General features: G+C 71.2%; 11 protein-coding genes. 4 read left to right on the forward strand and 7 right to left on the reverse strand.

The annotated features are described in order from the left end of the window. A partial coding sequence (locus AB0877_RS03265; RefSeq protein WP_366606209.1) for a C39 family peptidase occupies window positions 1-305 on the reverse strand: 305 nt, incomplete at its 3' end. A gap of 1,354 nt (window positions 306-1,659) precedes the next feature. After that, entirely contained in the window at window positions 1,660-3,543 is a 1,884-nt protein-coding gene (locus tag AB0877_RS03270; RefSeq protein WP_366606211.1) for a Xaa-Pro dipeptidyl-peptidase, read from the reverse strand. 248 nt (window positions 3,544-3,791) lie between these two features. On the opposite strand from AB0877_RS03270, the gene AB0877_RS03275 reads away from it, so the two are divergent. Next, window positions 3,792-4,034 carry a hypothetical protein gene (locus AB0877_RS03275; RefSeq protein ID WP_366606213.1) on the forward strand — a complete coding sequence of 81 codons (243 nt, stop codon included), beginning with the start codon at window positions 3,792-3,794 and terminating at the stop codon, window positions 4,032-4,034. A 102-nt stretch (window positions 4,035-4,136) separates the two neighbouring features. Then, window positions 4,137-7,472: a S8 family serine peptidase gene (locus AB0877_RS03280; protein WP_366606214.1), complete on the forward strand. Its 3,336-nt coding sequence runs from the start codon at window positions 4,137-4,139 to the stop codon at window positions 7,470-7,472. Between the two features lie 48 nt (window positions 7,473-7,520). Here AB0877_RS03280 and AB0877_RS03285 read toward each other — a convergent pair whose 3' ends face one another. The 5 genes from AB0877_RS03285 to AB0877_RS03305 form a co-directional block, all read right to left on the reverse strand. Then, window positions 7,521-8,015, reverse strand: a complete 495-nt coding sequence (locus AB0877_RS03285; RefSeq protein ID WP_366606216.1) for a DUF2231 domain-containing protein — start codon at window positions 8,013-8,015, stop codon at window positions 7,521-7,523. A gap of 111 nt (window positions 8,016-8,126) precedes the next feature. Next, window positions 8,127-8,762: a LysE family translocator gene (locus AB0877_RS03290; protein WP_366606217.1), complete on the reverse strand. Its 636-nt coding sequence runs from the start codon at window positions 8,760-8,762 to the stop codon at window positions 8,127-8,129. A gap of 2 nt (window positions 8,763-8,764) precedes the next feature. Beyond that, a complete protein-coding gene (locus tag AB0877_RS03295; protein ID WP_366606219.1) occupies window positions 8,765-9,511 on the reverse strand; it encodes a metallophosphoesterase in 747 nt (248 codons plus the stop codon). A gap of 88 nt (window positions 9,512-9,599) precedes the next feature. Beyond that, window positions 9,600-10,640 carry an SEC-C domain-containing protein gene (locus tag AB0877_RS03300; protein ID WP_366606221.1) on the reverse strand — a complete coding sequence of 347 codons (1,041 nt, stop codon included), beginning with the start codon at window positions 10,638-10,640 and terminating at the stop codon, window positions 9,600-9,602. A gap of 68 nt (window positions 10,641-10,708) precedes the next feature. Further along, a complete protein-coding gene (locus tag AB0877_RS03305; RefSeq protein WP_366606222.1) occupies window positions 10,709-11,539 on the reverse strand; it encodes an NAD(P)H-binding protein in 831 nt (276 codons plus the stop codon). A 103-nt stretch (window positions 11,540-11,642) separates the two neighbouring features. On the opposite strand from AB0877_RS03305, the gene AB0877_RS03310 reads away from it, so the two are divergent. Together AB0877_RS03310 and AB0877_RS03315 are read left to right on the forward strand one after the other, a co-directional pair. Continuing rightward, entirely contained in the window at window positions 11,643-12,569 is a 927-nt protein-coding gene (locus AB0877_RS03310) for an AraC family transcriptional regulator (RefSeq protein WP_366606224.1), read from the forward strand. Window positions 12,570-12,703: 134 nt separating this feature from the next. Further along, window positions 12,704-14,773, forward strand: a complete 2,070-nt coding sequence (locus AB0877_RS03315) for a phosphocholine-specific phospholipase C (protein WP_366606226.1) — start codon at window positions 12,704-12,706, stop codon at window positions 14,771-14,773. Window positions 14,774-14,907 lie beyond the last annotated feature (134 nt).

Here is a 14,907-nt window from a genome sequence, read left to right on the forward strand (position 1 = left end):
ATCGAGTTCGTACCGGCCTCGGTAGTGCCCATCTCCTTGGCCATGTCATCGACGTTGATGTTCTTACCCTGCACACTCAGGGCGTTACGGGTCGCGGCGGGCCCGCAGTAGTAGAAGTTCGGCTGCGCCTCGTAGCGCACACCCAACTCCCGCTCACCATGACCCTTACGGTCAGTCTGCGTCTGAGTGGCCGGCTTGGCATCGGACATGGCGTAAGCGGCGGTCACCGGCCCGGCGATCGCACCACCGGCGAACGCGAGCCCAGCGGCGGTCAGGGCGGTCTTACGGATCAGATCGGTACGCATGATGGCGTGCTCCTCTGCCTCAGGGGAAAACCCACACGACCACTCAACGGGGGTGCGTCATCGTGCGGGAAAGTTCGAGGGGTTCTGCCCGGCGACCCGCAACGGGGTCGGCGTCGGGACAGGGGTGCAACCGTTCGCGGTGGCCGGTCATTCCGCCCGGCCCGCGAGGGGATCAACCTGCCTGTGGTGCTCGGCCGGTCCGGGGGTGTAACCGCGGCGGCCGGGCGGGTGTTCCCGGTGGCGGCCCGGCCGTTGTGGTGCTCGGCCGGTCGGGGGTGTAACCGGGGCGGCCTGCCTAGTGTTCCCAGGGGGCTGCGGGGCTGCCGTGGCGGCTGTGTGGTGCTCGGCCCTGCGGGGGGTGTAATGAGGTGGCCTGCCGGGTGTTTTGGCGGGCCCTGGCCTGGGGTTGACCCGGGCTGCTGCGGTGGTCTGCCAGGTATAACGACCCGGGCCGGCCGCCGATTCCGCGGCCGGGGTGGCCCCAACCACCCGACATTCACCCCGAACCCGACAAAATGCCCAAGTCGCCGCCGCAGCGACGTCCGACATGGCGGTCAGCGCGGCATGATCCACTCGGTTTCCCGGAAGTCGCGGTATTCCGCTGCCCAGGATGCCCCGACTTCACGGAACCCGAGTGGATCATGCTTGCCTGCACCGTTCGTGTGCCGCGCGGGGGTTGACTGCGGGGCGGCGCGTCGTGTGGTCGGCCTTGACCGGGGTCACCGCGTGGGTGATGTCGGCCTGGTCGGGGGTGCGTGTGATGTCGGGCCTGGTTGAGGTCACCGTATGGTGCGGTCGGGCCTGGTTGGGGTTGCCGCGTGGTGCGGTCGGGCCCGGTTGGGGTTGCCGCGTGGTGCGGTCAGGGCCTGGTCGGGTTACGAGTCGTTCGGCTCGGCTGGTCGAGGTTGCCGGAGGGGGGCGGTCGGGTTGCCGCGTCGTGTGACGCGGCCTGGCCCAGCTCGGCCCAGTGCGAACCCGGTGCAAGATCGTGCTTGATCCAGGAAGCAGGGCCTTCCTTGTGCCACGAGACCACTACATCAAGGATCGAGCACGACCTTGCGGATGTGCGCAGGGTGCCGGAAAGGACGCTCGATCCCCGACCTGAACGCCGTCGCGGGAGGAGAGCTGCTGTTCGCGAATCGCCCGCCAGTGTCGTCGATCATGCAGTTGTGGTGGGTGACAAGTCCCTCAGTCGTGACCAAACCGGGCACCACAACTCCATGATCGACGCTCGAAGGGCCGGGCCGGGACGCGCGGGGTGGCACGCGTGGGGCGGGCACTCGCGGTGGTTCTGACGTGCGGATGGGGCAGCCCGAAGGTGTCGGACTGCCCCACCCGGGGCGCGAAGATGGAATCAGAACCCGAGGACGCTCCGGCCGCCGACGACCGGCAGTCGCAGTTCGCTGTCGTTCGGCGCGACCCGCAGTTCGGTGCCGCCCAGCGGCAGCAACGTGTACTCCTGGTCGCTGGAGAAGACGACAACGCCGATCCGGTGTCCCGCCGGGAAGATGTAGTCCTTCGGCTCCATGGTCCACCGGTAGTCGTACAGCTTGCCCTGCTTGACCGGCGCGGTCCGCGCGGCGCTGACGCGGTTCTGCGGGTCCATCCAACCTCGCGTCACCACGGTCGGGGCGGCGGTCGACCCGGCCGGGCCGTAGTCGACCAGGTACGCGGTGAGGTTCGCGTCCGGCTTGTTGTCGATCGCCATCCGCAACCGCATCTCCGGACGCCCCGAGATGCGCACGCTCTGCGTCAGCTCGGGGGAGCGGTAGGCGAGTCGGTTGGCGCTGGCGGTGTCCGGGTTGGACACGAGCGTGTCCGGGTGGATGGTCCGGCCCTCGTCGACGAAGCTCTGCTCCACCCTGGCCTTCGGCGGCTTTCCGGTGGTGAGCGTGCCGGGTGCGGTGGCGTCGGTGGCGGCGAAGCGCAGCCCGACCTCCCGTGCGGCCGGGTCGGGCCAGTTGGCGTACGTGGTGTAGGCGCGGTCCTCGCGCTGGAGCACCGCCGTCGGCTCGTCCATGATGCCGTTGCGCACGTTCCACAGCCAGAAGTCGAACCAGCGGTTCTCGGTCTGCTTGTACGTCCACGTCTGCCCACTGGGCAGGGTCACCGACGCGCTGCTGCCCGGACCACCGTGGCCGCCCTGGTGCAGCCAGATCTTGCGGGGGACGTCGCGCTTGGCGAGCTGGTCCCACCAGCCGGCGAAGTGCTCGGTCTTCACGTTCCAGTCGTTGAGGCCGTGCACGACGAAGACGCTGGCCTTGACGTCGCGGGCGTCGAGGTAGTCGCGGTCCTGCCAGAACTTCGAGTAGTCGCCGGTGACCCGGTCCTGCTTCGCGGTGATGTCCGCGAGTTCGTCGGCGCAGGGCCCCTCGGCGCGCGCCTGCCCGGCGGTGTACTGGGCCAGGATGTCGAGGTCCTCGCCCTGGAACGTGCCGGGCGCGACCACCAGGCCGTTGGCCCGGTAGTAGTCGTACCAGCTGCTGATCGCGGAGACCGGGACGATGGTCTTGAGCCCCTTGACGCCGGTGGTGGCCACCTGGTTGGGCAGGGTGCCGTTGTAGGAGACGCCGGTCATGCCGACCGCGCCGGTGCTCCAGCCGGCGGTGACCGGGGCGCCGTTGGCGTCGTACCCCTTGGCCCGGCCGTTGAGCCAGTCGATGACCGCCTTGGTGCCGAGCGTCTCGGCCTGGTCGCCGCTGGTCGGGCAGCCGTCGGAGTCGCCCGTACCGACGCTCTGGCCGAGCACCACCGCGTACCCGCGGGGCACGTAGTAGTCGTCCAGCGAGCCGGGCAGGTTGGCCTTCGCCTGGGCCCGCTGCGCGCCGGCGTCGAGGGCACGACGCCCGGTGCGGTCGGTGAGGCCGTTCTGCGGCAGGTCGTCGACCAGCACGCTCGGGTACGGCACGTCACCCCAGGTGCCCTTGCGGTACGGGCTGTGCTCGAAGATGACGGGCACCTTGAAGCCCTGCGTGCCGGTCTCCCGGGGCCGGGAGATGTCGATCGCCACCCGGTCGGGCCGACCGTCGTGGTCGGTGTCCACCGGGGTCTGGACGAACACCCGCTCCTCGATCGCGTCGGCGAGCGAGAACACCGGTTGGGTCATGCCGTCGCTGACCACGATGCCGGTGGGCGTGGTGGCGGCGGGTGGTGCAGCCGTTGCGGTGGGGGCTGCGCTGAGCACCAGAGCGCCGGAAACGCCGACGCTCAGTAGCGCGAGATGACGGGGTCGACGCATGCGCGTCTCCCTTCGGTTGGGCTGGTTGCCGTGGGTCGGCAGGGGCCAATCTCGAAGATCCATTCGTGGTCATGCTAGGTCCGCCGCGGCGTCCCGTCGATCCCGTCGGCTGCCCACGGTGGCCGGTCAGGGGGTCGGTGGCGTCACCGCGATGATCAGGTGGGCGCGCTGGTCGCTGGCGTGGCCCGCCGGGAGGTGGCCATGTACCTGGCGGTGGTCGCCGCCCACGACCCGAGGCGGACCTGGAGTTGCTGGCCTGGGTCCAGCAGCACGTCGGTCGTCGGGAGGACGACCTCGCCGGGGCGCTGATCGGCGACGACCTGCTCGACCTGTTCGCCGTCTCCGGCACACCCGAGCACGTGGCCTCGCAGGCCGCGGCGGTGTTCGACGCCGGGGCGAGCCGGGTGGAGTTCGGCACCCCGCACGGGTTGACGCCGCACGGCGGGATCGACCTGCTCGGCCGGCGGGTGCTCCCACTGTTAAGAGCGTGAAAACCTCCTCGTCGAGGGCTCCCCGAAGATCGTTGACCTGCATATGATCTTGCAGAAAGTCGCCCGATGAGGCACTTTCGTCCACATTAGACGAGGAGCACCATGCTCAGAAGAACGCGGTGGCTGATGGCGGTCGCCGTCACGGCCACGACGCTGACCGCCCTACCGGGCGGATCGGCCACAGCCGGCGGCATCGACCGACCCGGCGCACCCGCCGCCTCGACCGACGGCAGGACGCACACCGTCACCCTGCTGACCGGCGACGTGGTGACCGTTCGCACCAACGGCTCGGGCTGCCCGCAGGCCACGATCCGGCCCGTCGACGAGAACGCGGTCATCGACCAGAGCTGCGGCCCCGACGGTCACCTGCACGTCGTCCCCGCCCGCGTCGCGTCCCAGATCGGCTCGGTCCTCGACCCCGACCTGTTCGACGTCACCACGCTGATCGCCGACGGGTACGACGACGACAACTCCGCCGAGCTGCCGCTCATCGTGCAGCCCGCCACCGCGTCCGCCCGCGTCGCCGCGCTCGGTGACGTGCTGCCGTTGCCCAGCATCGGCGCGGTCGCCGGCCGCGTACCCAAGAAGAGCCCGGCCACCGCGAAGCTCGCGACCAACTCGCTGCTGGCCGGGGCGAAGAAGGTCTGGCTCGACCGTAAGGTCCGCGCCACCGCCCTGCCCGCCGGCGCGAAGCCCGCCGGCCTGGACCGCAACCTGACCCAGATCGACGCGCCGGACGCCTGGAAGGCCGGCTACACCGGCAGGGGGACCACCGTCGCGGTGCTCGACACCGGCGCCGACTTCACCCACCCGGACCTGGTCGGCCGGGTCGCCGAGCGGGCCGACTTCACCGCCGAGGGCGGTGATGCCGTCGACCACAACGGCCACGGTACGCACGTCGCCTCCACCATCGCCGGCACCGGCGCGGCCGCACGCGGTCAGCGTCGCGGTGTCGCGCCCGACGCCAAGCTGCTGATCGGCAAGGTCCTCGACGACCGTGGCTACGGCGAGGACTCCGGCATCATCGCGGCCATGGAGTGGGCCGCCCCCCGCGCCGACGTCATCAACATGAGCCTCGGTGGCAGCGACGCCGACGACGGCAGCGATCCCCTCTCGCTCGCCGTCGACGCCCTGAGCGCGTCCACCGGCACGCTGTTCGTCATCGCGGCCGGCAACAGCGGCGCGCAGATCTCCTCGCCCGGCTCGGCGTCCAGCGCGTTGACCGTCGGGGCCGTCGACCGCGACGACAGGCTCGCCGACTTCTCCAGCCGGGGACCACTGGTCGACAGCCACGTGGCCAAGCCGGAGCTGGTCGCGCCGGGCGTCGACATCGTCGCGGCCCGGGCCGCCGGCACCAACCTCCAGGACCCGATCGACGAGCACTACGAGGCGATCAGCGGCACCTCGATGGCCAGCCCGCACGCGGCGGGCGCCGCCGCGTTGCTCGCCCAGCGTCACCCGGACTGGACCGGCCAGCAGCTCAAGGCCGCACTGGTCGGCGCGGCCGACCCGCTGACCGGCATCGACCCGTACGCCGTCGGAGCCGGCCGGCTCAACGCGGCCCGGGCCCTCGGCGGCCCGACCAGCAACCAGCCGGTGGTCAACCTCGGCACGTTCGCGTACCCGCAGTCGGGGACCAGCGAGACGAAGCTGAGCTGGACCGCTGAGTCGACGACCGTCCTCGACCTCGACGTGGCAGTGGTCAACCACGACGGCCAGCCGGTACCGCGCGGCGCGGCGTCGCTGTCGACGAACCGGGTGACCCTCAAGCGGGGCGCGACGGGCGCGGCGACCCTGCGGATCAATCGCGCGGCGCTGGGCAGCCGGCCGGGCCTCTACCTGGCCACCGTCACCGCCCGCAGCGGCCGCAAGCCGGTCGTGACCACGCCGGTGAGTTTCTACGTCGAGCCGCCCAGCTACGACCTGACCATCCACACCAAGCCGATGCCCGGTCTGCGGGACGGCGCGGACAGCTGGATCAACGTCATGGTCGCCAACCTCACCGACCCCCTGCTGTTCTACGGCGGGGGCGGCGGCACGCCGGGGGAGACCGTCACCCTGCGGGTGCCGGCGGGCCGGTACTCGGTGCTTGGCGCGTCGATCGCCTACTACGTCGACAGCGACGTGCAGGAGAGCACCCTCACCGCGGCGGGTGACCTGGACGTGCGGGGCCCGCGGAGCGTGACCCTCGACCCGGCGCAGGCCCGGCCGGTCACGGCGACCGTCGACGGGGCGGCCACCACGACCACCCGGACCGACGTCACCACCTTCCAGACCGCGGTGAACGGCCTGCCGTGGTGGCACCAGATCAGCGGGTTCGGGGTGGCCACGGCGGTCCGCAGCGTGGCGGTCCCGAAGCCCACCATCGGATCGCGGCGCACCTGGGCGGCCGTCAACATGGATTCGCCGGCCGGCACCGCGAAGCCGTACCGCTACAACATCGTGCACGAGTACGCCGGCGGCGTGCCGGCCGACCCGTCGTTCCGGGTCACCAGAGCGGAGCAGGCCCGGCTGGCCCGCATCGACGAGACGTTCCACCAGACCGACTCACCGGAGATGTACACCACGTTCGTCCGATTCGGCGAGACTCCCGACGGGGTGCCGGTGACCCAGACCTTCGAGGGTGTCATGCCGCCGAGCCGGACGTCGTACCTCTCACCGGAGATCGTCTGGGCCGACCAGGGTGTCTACGGCGGACTGGGGGCCATGGAGGCGCCGCGCCAGTACCGGCCGGGCAGCCAGCAGTCCAAGGTCTGGGCGCGGCAGCCGCTGCACTCCGACTGGTACGACGACCCGGCCGGCGCCGACTGGAGTTGTGCCACCCCGCCGTCGCGGACCCGCGGCAACCTGCACCTGGACATGGTGACGCTGACCGACCAGCACCAGCGGGCCGACTGCCTGCAGGGCGAGGTGATCGGCGTTAAGCGCACGCTGTCGCTGTACCGCAACGGCACGCTCGTCGACGAGCGGTCCGGCCCGTACGGCGACTTCACCGTTGCGCAGTCGATGGCCGACTACCGGGTGACGCTCGACGTCGACACGAGTCTGATCCTGCCGATCTCCACCAAGGTCAACACCTCGTGGACGTTCCGGTCAGCCGGCCCCGACGGGACCGGGAGCGTGCCGCTGCCGCTGCTCGCTGTCGACTACGCCCTGCCGATGGACCACGACAACCACCCGGTCGACGGAACGGCTGAGCTGGCCGTCCGGCAGGCGCACGGTGTGAAGGCGCAGAAGGTGACGTCGTTCCAGGTCTGGACGTCAACCGACGACGGCGCCACCTGGAAGTCCGCCCGCGTCACCGGCAGCGGTGACGCCTACCGGGTCGCGCTGCCGAAGGCCACCACCGGGCAGGCCGTCTCGCTGCGGGTCAAGGCCACCGCCAACGGCGGTAGCGGAATCGACCAGACCATCATCCGGGCGTACCGCGCCGGCTGACGGTCGACATGGTGTCGGCCCGGCTCCGGCCGGGCCGACACCACACCGTCACTGACCTTCCCAGACCGCCTTCGCGCCGGAGTCGCCGGTGCGGATCACGTAGTACACGGCGATGCCGGCGGCGATCACCGACAGCACCTGCAACGCGATGGTCAGCGGTCGAGAGGGACGTCCGTCGGCGATCGCCTCGGCGGCTCTCGGCGCGACGAACCGGACCAGTGCCAGCGCCACGATGCCCAACAGGATCGCGGCCCAGAGCGTGATGTCGCCGAACTCCTGGTGCGTCTCCAGCGTCGGCAGGAACTCGGGGGTCACCCGGTTGGCGGCACGCATGCGTTCGAAGAAGGCGTCGCCGCTGAGCTTCGCCAGCAGGGCCGCGATCGGCGCACCCACAGCGAGCAGTCCCAGCACCCACCGGGTGTGCGGCCGGATCAGCGGGACGAGCGCGTAGCCGATCGTCAGGAGCGCCAGCAGCGGCACGAACACGACAGCGGCGTGTAGCACCAGCGGGTGGGCGGGGATGCCCATGAACTCCTCGAACATCGGCGTCTCCTCCGGTGACATCGGCGTGGACGGTGATCGTCCACACCGGGACGCTAGCGGTACCAAGCGGGCGTGTCATCCCCGCCGATCGATCACCTGTCGCGACGTGACTCAGGTCGTCGCCGCGCGTACGCCGAGGCCGACCAGGATCACGCCGGTCAGCCGATCGAGCCTTCGTCGCACCGATGCGGTGCGGAGCAACCGGGCGGCGGCACCGGAGACGACGGTCCAGCCAGCGAGCCAACAGGTGTGCAGCGCGGCGTGCGCCGTGGCGAGCAGTACCATCGGCAGCAGCACCGGTCGGCCCGGTTCGAGGAACTGCGGCGCCAAGGTGAGGTAGATGGCGGCGGCCTTGGGGTTCAGCACGTTGCCGAGCAACCCTTGCAGGTACGGGTGGTCCACCCGCCAGGGCAACCTCCGGGCGGAACCCGTCGGTCGCCGTCCCGCCTCCGTGCGACGCCGCGACGCGGACCAGAGCATCCAGAGCCCGAGCCCGACCAGATAACCGGCCCCGACCAGCTTGACGACCCAGAACGCCTGCGACGAGCGGAGCACCAGCGCGGCCAGGCCGACAGCGGCCAGCGTGGCGTGCACGTAGAGCCCGGTCACCGTACCCAGGATGACCCACCAGCCCTGCCGCCGCCCGCCGGTGGCGACCCGCGAGACGACCAGGGTCAGGCTCGCGCCCGGCGTGGCGGTGATCGGCGCGACGGCGACCAGGAAGCCGAGCACCGCGACCCCGTGCATCCTCAGATCACCACCCGGTAGTGGGTGGTGAGCCGCCCGGCGTCGTCGTAGACGTGGAACGCGACGCCGGGCGGCTGGGTCTGGGTGGTCAACGGGCCGTCGCCCTCCCAGGGCATCCGCAGCGTGGAGACCACGCCCGGGGCGATCAGCAGTGGACGGCCCGCGAAGGTGCTCGCGGCGGCCGTGTGGAAATGCCCGGTCAGCACGGCGACGACCTGCGGGTGGGCGGCGACGAGCGCGGCCAGGGGGTCGGCCGGCAGCAGCCGCATCGGGTCGATGACCGGGTGGTGCAGCACCACCGGCGGGTGATGCAGGGCGATGAACGTGGGTGTCCCGGCCGGCACCGAACCCAACTCGTCGGCGAGCCAGGCCATCGTCTCCTCGTCCAGGTGACCGTCGTCCGCACCGGGCACGGAGGAGTCGGCCAGGAGGAAGACCGCCCCGGCCACGTCGTGGCGGGCGTTGATCGGGCCGGTGCCGCCGTCGTCGTCACCGAGCAGACCCTTGCGGTACGCGTCGCGTACATCGTGGTTGCCGGGGCAGACCATGACCGGCAGCGGGGATTCGAAGAGCTTCGCGGCGGTCTCGTACTCGGCCACCTCGCCGTGGTCGGCGATGTCCCCGGTGATCAGGATCGCGTCGACCTGTCGGGGCAGGCCGTGCAGGTAGTCCATCACCCGGGCGGTCCGCTCGGCCGACCGGGGATGGCTGTCGAGGTGGGTGTCACTGAGGTGCGCGATGACCAGCACGAGGCTCTCCTAACGGCTACCAACGTCAAAGCCGTCAGGGACGCTACTCCGGGCCAGGTCGACCGGCGCAGCGCGATGACCGCCGCGGTCAGCTCCGCGAGCGCGGCAGGCAGTCCTTCTTGTACTTGAGGCCCGACCCGCACCAACAGGCGTCGTTGCGCTCCGGCGGCCAGGCGATCCGCGCGCTGGGCCGCGCCGACACCTCGGCCGCGTACCCCGCGCGGACGCCCGCGTCGGCCGGGTCGCCGTCACGTCGACCGGCGAACGCGGTCAACCCGGCCACCGTCGCGCCGAACACGCCCAGCCCGGCCTGACCGGCACCCCGCAGCCGAACCAGCTCCGTCTCCAGCCGGCCCCGGTGCGCGTCCCAGTCCGGCCCGTACACCTCGCTGAGGGCGGGATGCTCGGCGAGCAGGCGATCGAACTCGGCCCGCGGCCAGAAGAGCAGATCCGACTCGGCGTCCCTGCGCTCACCGGCCCGCCGGACGAGCTGGGTCTCCAGCCGGTCTGCCAGATCGTCCTGCCGGTCGTGCGGCAGGTTGAGGTTCCGGCGTACCCGATGCCGTTGTTGCAGCAGGAAGAAAGTCACACCGGGCGCGTCCGGCGGACCGAGATCGATCACCGGGTCGGTGGCGGTGATCGCCGACGCGCCGGCGGTCGCACGCTCGCCGAGCACGGAGTCGACAGCCTCGCTCAGCCACGTCTCGGCGATCGCCGAACGACCACCGGCGTCCAGCGCCGCGCTGACGTAGGCGGCGGCGTCGGGCTGCGTGAGCAGCAACGGGCGCAAGGCGGTCAACTCCGCCATGGCCTCGTCGTCCTGACCGCCGGCCCGGAACAGGGCGCGGGCCCGCAGCGCCCGGGCGAACCCGGCCCGAGGATCATCGCCGGACGGGTACGCCGCCACGGCCTGCTCCGCGTACCGCAGGGCCGCCTCGGGCCGCGCCCGGATCTCCGCGATCTCGGCGGCCAGGGTCAGGGCGTCCCCGGCGTCGTCCAGGTCCTCCAACCGGCCCTGCTCCGCCGCCTCCGCGAGGTCAGCGGCGACACCGAGCGGGTTGGCCGTCCCGAGCGCCGAGCGGCGAAGTTCAGCGAGGTCAGCCTTGGTGAGTACATCTCTCGTCGGCACGATCTCACGGTACGTCGGGGTGCTCGCCCTAGGCGGGCAGATCACCTGTTGCGACGCCGCCGGGCGGACTACGACCACGCGCCGGCCGCAGCGGCCCGCGCGGCGTAGGTGTCGAAGTCGAGCGGGTCCCGTCCGAGAACCCGACGTACCCCGTCGGTCGGCTCGGCGAGGTGGCCCGCCCGCATCCCGGCGAACAGGGCGTTCAGCGCCGTGGCCGCCTCCGCCGGATAACCCTCGGCGAGCAGTTCGGCGTGGTACTGCTCCGGGGTGAGCTCCACGTAGCGGATCGAGCGGCCGGTCACCCGCGCGATCGTGGCCACCGCCGTCGCGAAGGTGAGCGCACGGGGGCCGGACAGGTCGTACACCTGTTCGTGGTGACCGGGCGAGGTCAACAGCATCGCCGCCACGTCGGCGACGTCCTGGGCGTCGACGAACGGCTCGGGCGTAGCGCCCATCGGCAGGGCGAGCCGACCGTCGAGCAGTGGTTGGCGAAACAGGTCCTCGCTGAAGTTCTGACTGAAGTTGTTGGGCCGGATGATCGTCCACTCGATGCCGGACTTCCGCACCGCCTCTTCCGCGGCGAGCATGCCGGGGGAGAAGTCATCAACCCGGTCGATCCCGCGCCCGGAGAGCGCCACGATCCGGCCGACACCGGAGTCGACTGCCTGCGTCACGAAGTCGGTGGCCAGCGCCGGGTCCTCCGGAGCGAGCAGATAGACGGCAGAGACGCCTGCCAGAGCCGGCCGCCAGGTGTCCCGCCGCGACCAGTCGAAGCGCACCTCACCGGAGCGAGAGGCGGCTCGGACGTGGTGACCCGCCGCCCGCAACGTCTGAACCAAGCGGCGGCCGGTCTTGCCGGTGCCGGCCATCACGAGTGTCGAAGCTACGTCCGTCGTCATGACCACGAGTCAACGCGCCCGGTCGTCGGCGGGACATGTCCTGTCGTACGCCGGGCATGTCCGATCGTCCGCGGTCCATCCTCCGCGATCTATCGTCGGTGGCATGGACCCGTTCGACAATCTGCTGCGCGGTCTGCACGCCGACGGCGCGGCCTTCGGCCGGTCGGTGCTGACGCCGCCGTGGGCGCTGCGGTTCACCGACGGCGCCCCGCTGACGCTCTGTGTTCCGATGCGGGGCGAGGGCTGGATCTCGCATCCGGACAGCGACAAGCCCCGCCCGGTCCGGGTCGGCGAGGCGGCCATCGTGCGCGGGCCGGCGCCGTTCGTCTTCTCCGCCGAGCCCCGGTCGAGCTTCGAGCCCGGGGAGCTGCGCGACGTCCGGCGTGGCCAGACCGGGGTCCTCGATCCGGTGGGCACGGATCACACCGACCGTGTCGTGCTGCTGGTCGGGGTGTACCAGGTCCGGGGCCGGGTGCCGCAGCGGTTGCTGGGCGCGCTGCCGCCGGTGCTCGTCGTGCCGGAGGACCAGGACTGCGCAGCGCTGCGCGACTACCTGGACGCCCAGCTCGACGCGGGTCGGCCCGGACGGCAGGTGGTGCTGGACCGCCTGTTGGACTGGTTGTTGGTGTGCACGGTGCGGGACTGGTTCGACCAGCCGGAGGCCGAGACGCCCGGCTGGTATCGCGCGCTCAGCGACGACACGGTCGGCCCGGTGCTGCGCGCCATGCACGACGCGCCGGGCCGACCGTGGACGCTGGCCAGCCTTGCCGCCCAGGCCGGGGTCTCCCGGTCCACACTGGCGAAACGGTTCACCGCGTTGGTGGGCGAACCGCCGCTCACCTACCTGACCGACTGGCGCATGGCGGTGGCCGCGGACCTGCTGTCTGAATCGACGGCGACGGTCGCCGCCGTGGCGCGTCGCCTCGGGTACGCGGACGCGTTCGGCTTCAGCGCGGCCTTCAAACGTGTGCACGGGCTGAGCCCGAGCGGGCATCGACGGCTCACCCGGGTCGACGCCACAGCGGCCTGAGCGGCACTCGTCAAGGGCGCAGAGCCGGTCGACGAGTGGTCGCAAAACCAACGAACTACGGTCATCTGCCGTCAACCCGTCGTCGGTAGCGTCCGGTCGCCAGTTTCCCGACCAGATCGCACAAAGGCGGAGTTATGGGCACAGTGGATCGCCGTACGTTCCTCAAGGCGATGGGAGTTCCCGCGATCGGCGCGGCGCTCCCGTTGGACCTCAGCAAGGCGCTCGCCATCCCGGCGAACAACCGGACCGGCACGATCAGGGACGTCGAGCACGTCATCATCCTGATGCAGGAGAACCGCTCCTTCGACCACTACTTCGGCACCATGCGTGGCGTACGCGGCTTCGGCGACCCCCATCCGGCGACACTGCCGTCCGGCAGGGACGTGTGGCACCAGCCCAACGGGAACGACGAGCTGCTGCCCTTCCGCCCCGAGGTGAAGGACCTCGGCCAGACCTTCCTGCCGGACCCGCCGCACGGCTGGAACGACGGGCACGCCGCCTGGAACGACGGCCGGTTCGACAAGTGGGTGCCGAGCAAGGGCGTCACGGCGATGACCTACCACACCCGCCAGGACCTGCCGTACCACTACGCGCTCGCGGACGCGTTCACCGTCTGCGACAGCTACCACTGCTCGCTGATGGGGCCGACCGACCCGAACCGTTACCACATGTGGAGCGGCTGGGTCGGCAACGACGGCAAGGGCGGTGGCCCGGTCATCACCAACGCCGAGGCCGGCTACGACTGGTCCACGTACCCGGAGCGGCTGGAGCGCAACGGCATCTCCTGGAAGATCTACCAGGACGTCGGCACCGGCCTCAACGCCGCCGGGTCCTGGGGCTGGACGAACGACCCGTACATCGGCAACTACGGCGACAACTCGCTGCTCTACTTCCACCAGTACCAGAACGCGCAGCCCGGAACGCCGCTGGCCGACCGGGCCAAGACCGGCACGGAGATCCGCACCCAGGGGCGCGACCCGGAGGCGCTGCTGGCCGACTTCCGCGCCGACGTCGAGGCCGGGCGCCTGCCGCAGGTCTCCTGGATCACCGCCCCCGAGGCGTACACCGAGCACCCGAACTGGGAACCGGCGTACGGCTCCTGGTACATCTCGCAGGTCATCGACATCCTCGCCGCGAACCCCGAGGTTTGGAGCAGGATGGCGCTCTTCATCACGTACGACGAGGAGGGCGGCTTCTTCGACCACGTAGTCCCGCCGACGCCCCCGCAGAGCCGCGAGCACGGGCAGTCGACGGTGCCGACCACCAACGAGATCTTCCCCGGCGACGCCGACCACCCGGCCGGCCCGTACGGCCTCGGCATCCGGGTGCCGATGGTGATCGTCTCGCCGTGGACGCGCGGCGGCTACGTGAACTCCCAGGTCTTCGACCACACCTCATTGATCAAATTCCTGGAGGCGCGGTTCGGGCACGGCCGGCCGGACCTGATCGAGAAGAACATCACCCCGTGGCGGCGGGCCGTCGTCGGCGACCTGACCACGGCGTTCGACTTCCGGAACCCGAACCGCTCGCGCGACGTCAGGCTGCCCGACACCGACGACTTCAAGCCCGAGGACCTGGTCCGGCACCCCGACGAGGTGCCGGTCCCGCCGGCGGAACAGCGGCTGCCCAGGCAGGAGCACGGGGTACGCCCAGCCCGGCCGATCCCGTACACCCTGCACGCCGACGGGCACCGCGGCGGCGACTCGTTCCGGATCGACTTCCGCAACTCCGGCGGCGTCGCCGCGGTCTTCCAGGTCCGCCAGACCGGCACCGCCGACGCCCCGCGCAGCTACACCGTCGAGGCGGGCAAGCACCTGAGCGACACGTGGCCGGCCACCTCCGGGTACGACCTGTCCGTGCACGGGCCGAACGGGTTCTTCCGCCGGTTCACCGACGGCCGGTCCCACCTCGACGTCACCCCCGCCTACGACGAGCACGGCAACAAGCTCGCCCTCACGCTCGCCAACCGCGGGTCGAATCGGGTCGAGGTGACTGTCCGCGACGGGTACAACGCCCGACCGGTCACGCTGTCGCTGCGACCCGGCGAGACCGAGCGCGCCACGTGGACGCTCACCCGCACCCACGGCTGGTACGACCTGACGGTTTCCGTCGCGGGCGACGCCGAATTCGCGTACCGCTGCGCGGGTCACGTCGAGAACGGTAAGGAGAGCATCAGCGACCCGGCCCTCGGCGGGCTCGTCTGAGCGACACCGCGTCACCCGGGCACCGGCGGCCCGGGTGACGCGGCTCGGCACCGCGGTCGGCGCCGGATTTGCGGATGAGCGTGATGACTCACAGGCATATTGATGCCGCACAGTCATCACGCTCGTCACGGCGC

The organism is Micromonospora sp. NPDC047644 (assembly GCF_040704315.1).
Classification (GTDB): Bacteria; Actinomycetota; Actinomycetes; order Mycobacteriales; family Micromonosporaceae; genus Micromonospora.

What these genes read in the sequence shown, in the direction of transcription:
- AB0877_RS03270 (WP_366606211.1), bottom strand. Translation starts at nt 3,543, where the DNA reads ATGCGTCGACCCCGTCATCTCGCGCTACTGAGCGTCGGCGTTTCCGGC.
- AB0877_RS03280 (WP_366606214.1), top strand. Translation starts at nt 4,137, where the DNA reads ATGCTCAGAAGAACGCGGTGGCTGATGGCGGTCGCCGTCACGGCCACG.
- AB0877_RS03285 (WP_366606216.1), bottom strand. Translation starts at nt 8,015, where the DNA reads ATGTTCGAGGAGTTCATGGGCATCCCCGCCCACCCGCTGGTGCTACAC.
- AB0877_RS03290 (WP_366606217.1), bottom strand. Translation starts at nt 8,762, where the DNA reads ATGCACGGGGTCGCGGTGCTCGGCTTCCTGGTCGCCGTCGCGCCGATC.
- AB0877_RS03305 (WP_366606222.1), bottom strand. Translation starts at nt 11,539, where the DNA reads ATGACGACGGACGTAGCTTCGACACTCGTGATGGCCGGCACCGGCAAG.
- AB0877_RS03310 (WP_366606224.1), top strand. Translation starts at nt 11,643, where the DNA reads ATGGACCCGTTCGACAATCTGCTGCGCGGTCTGCACGCCGACGGCGCG.
- AB0877_RS03315 (WP_366606226.1), top strand. Translation starts at nt 12,704, where the DNA reads ATGGGCACAGTGGATCGCCGTACGTTCCTCAAGGCGATGGGAGTTCCC.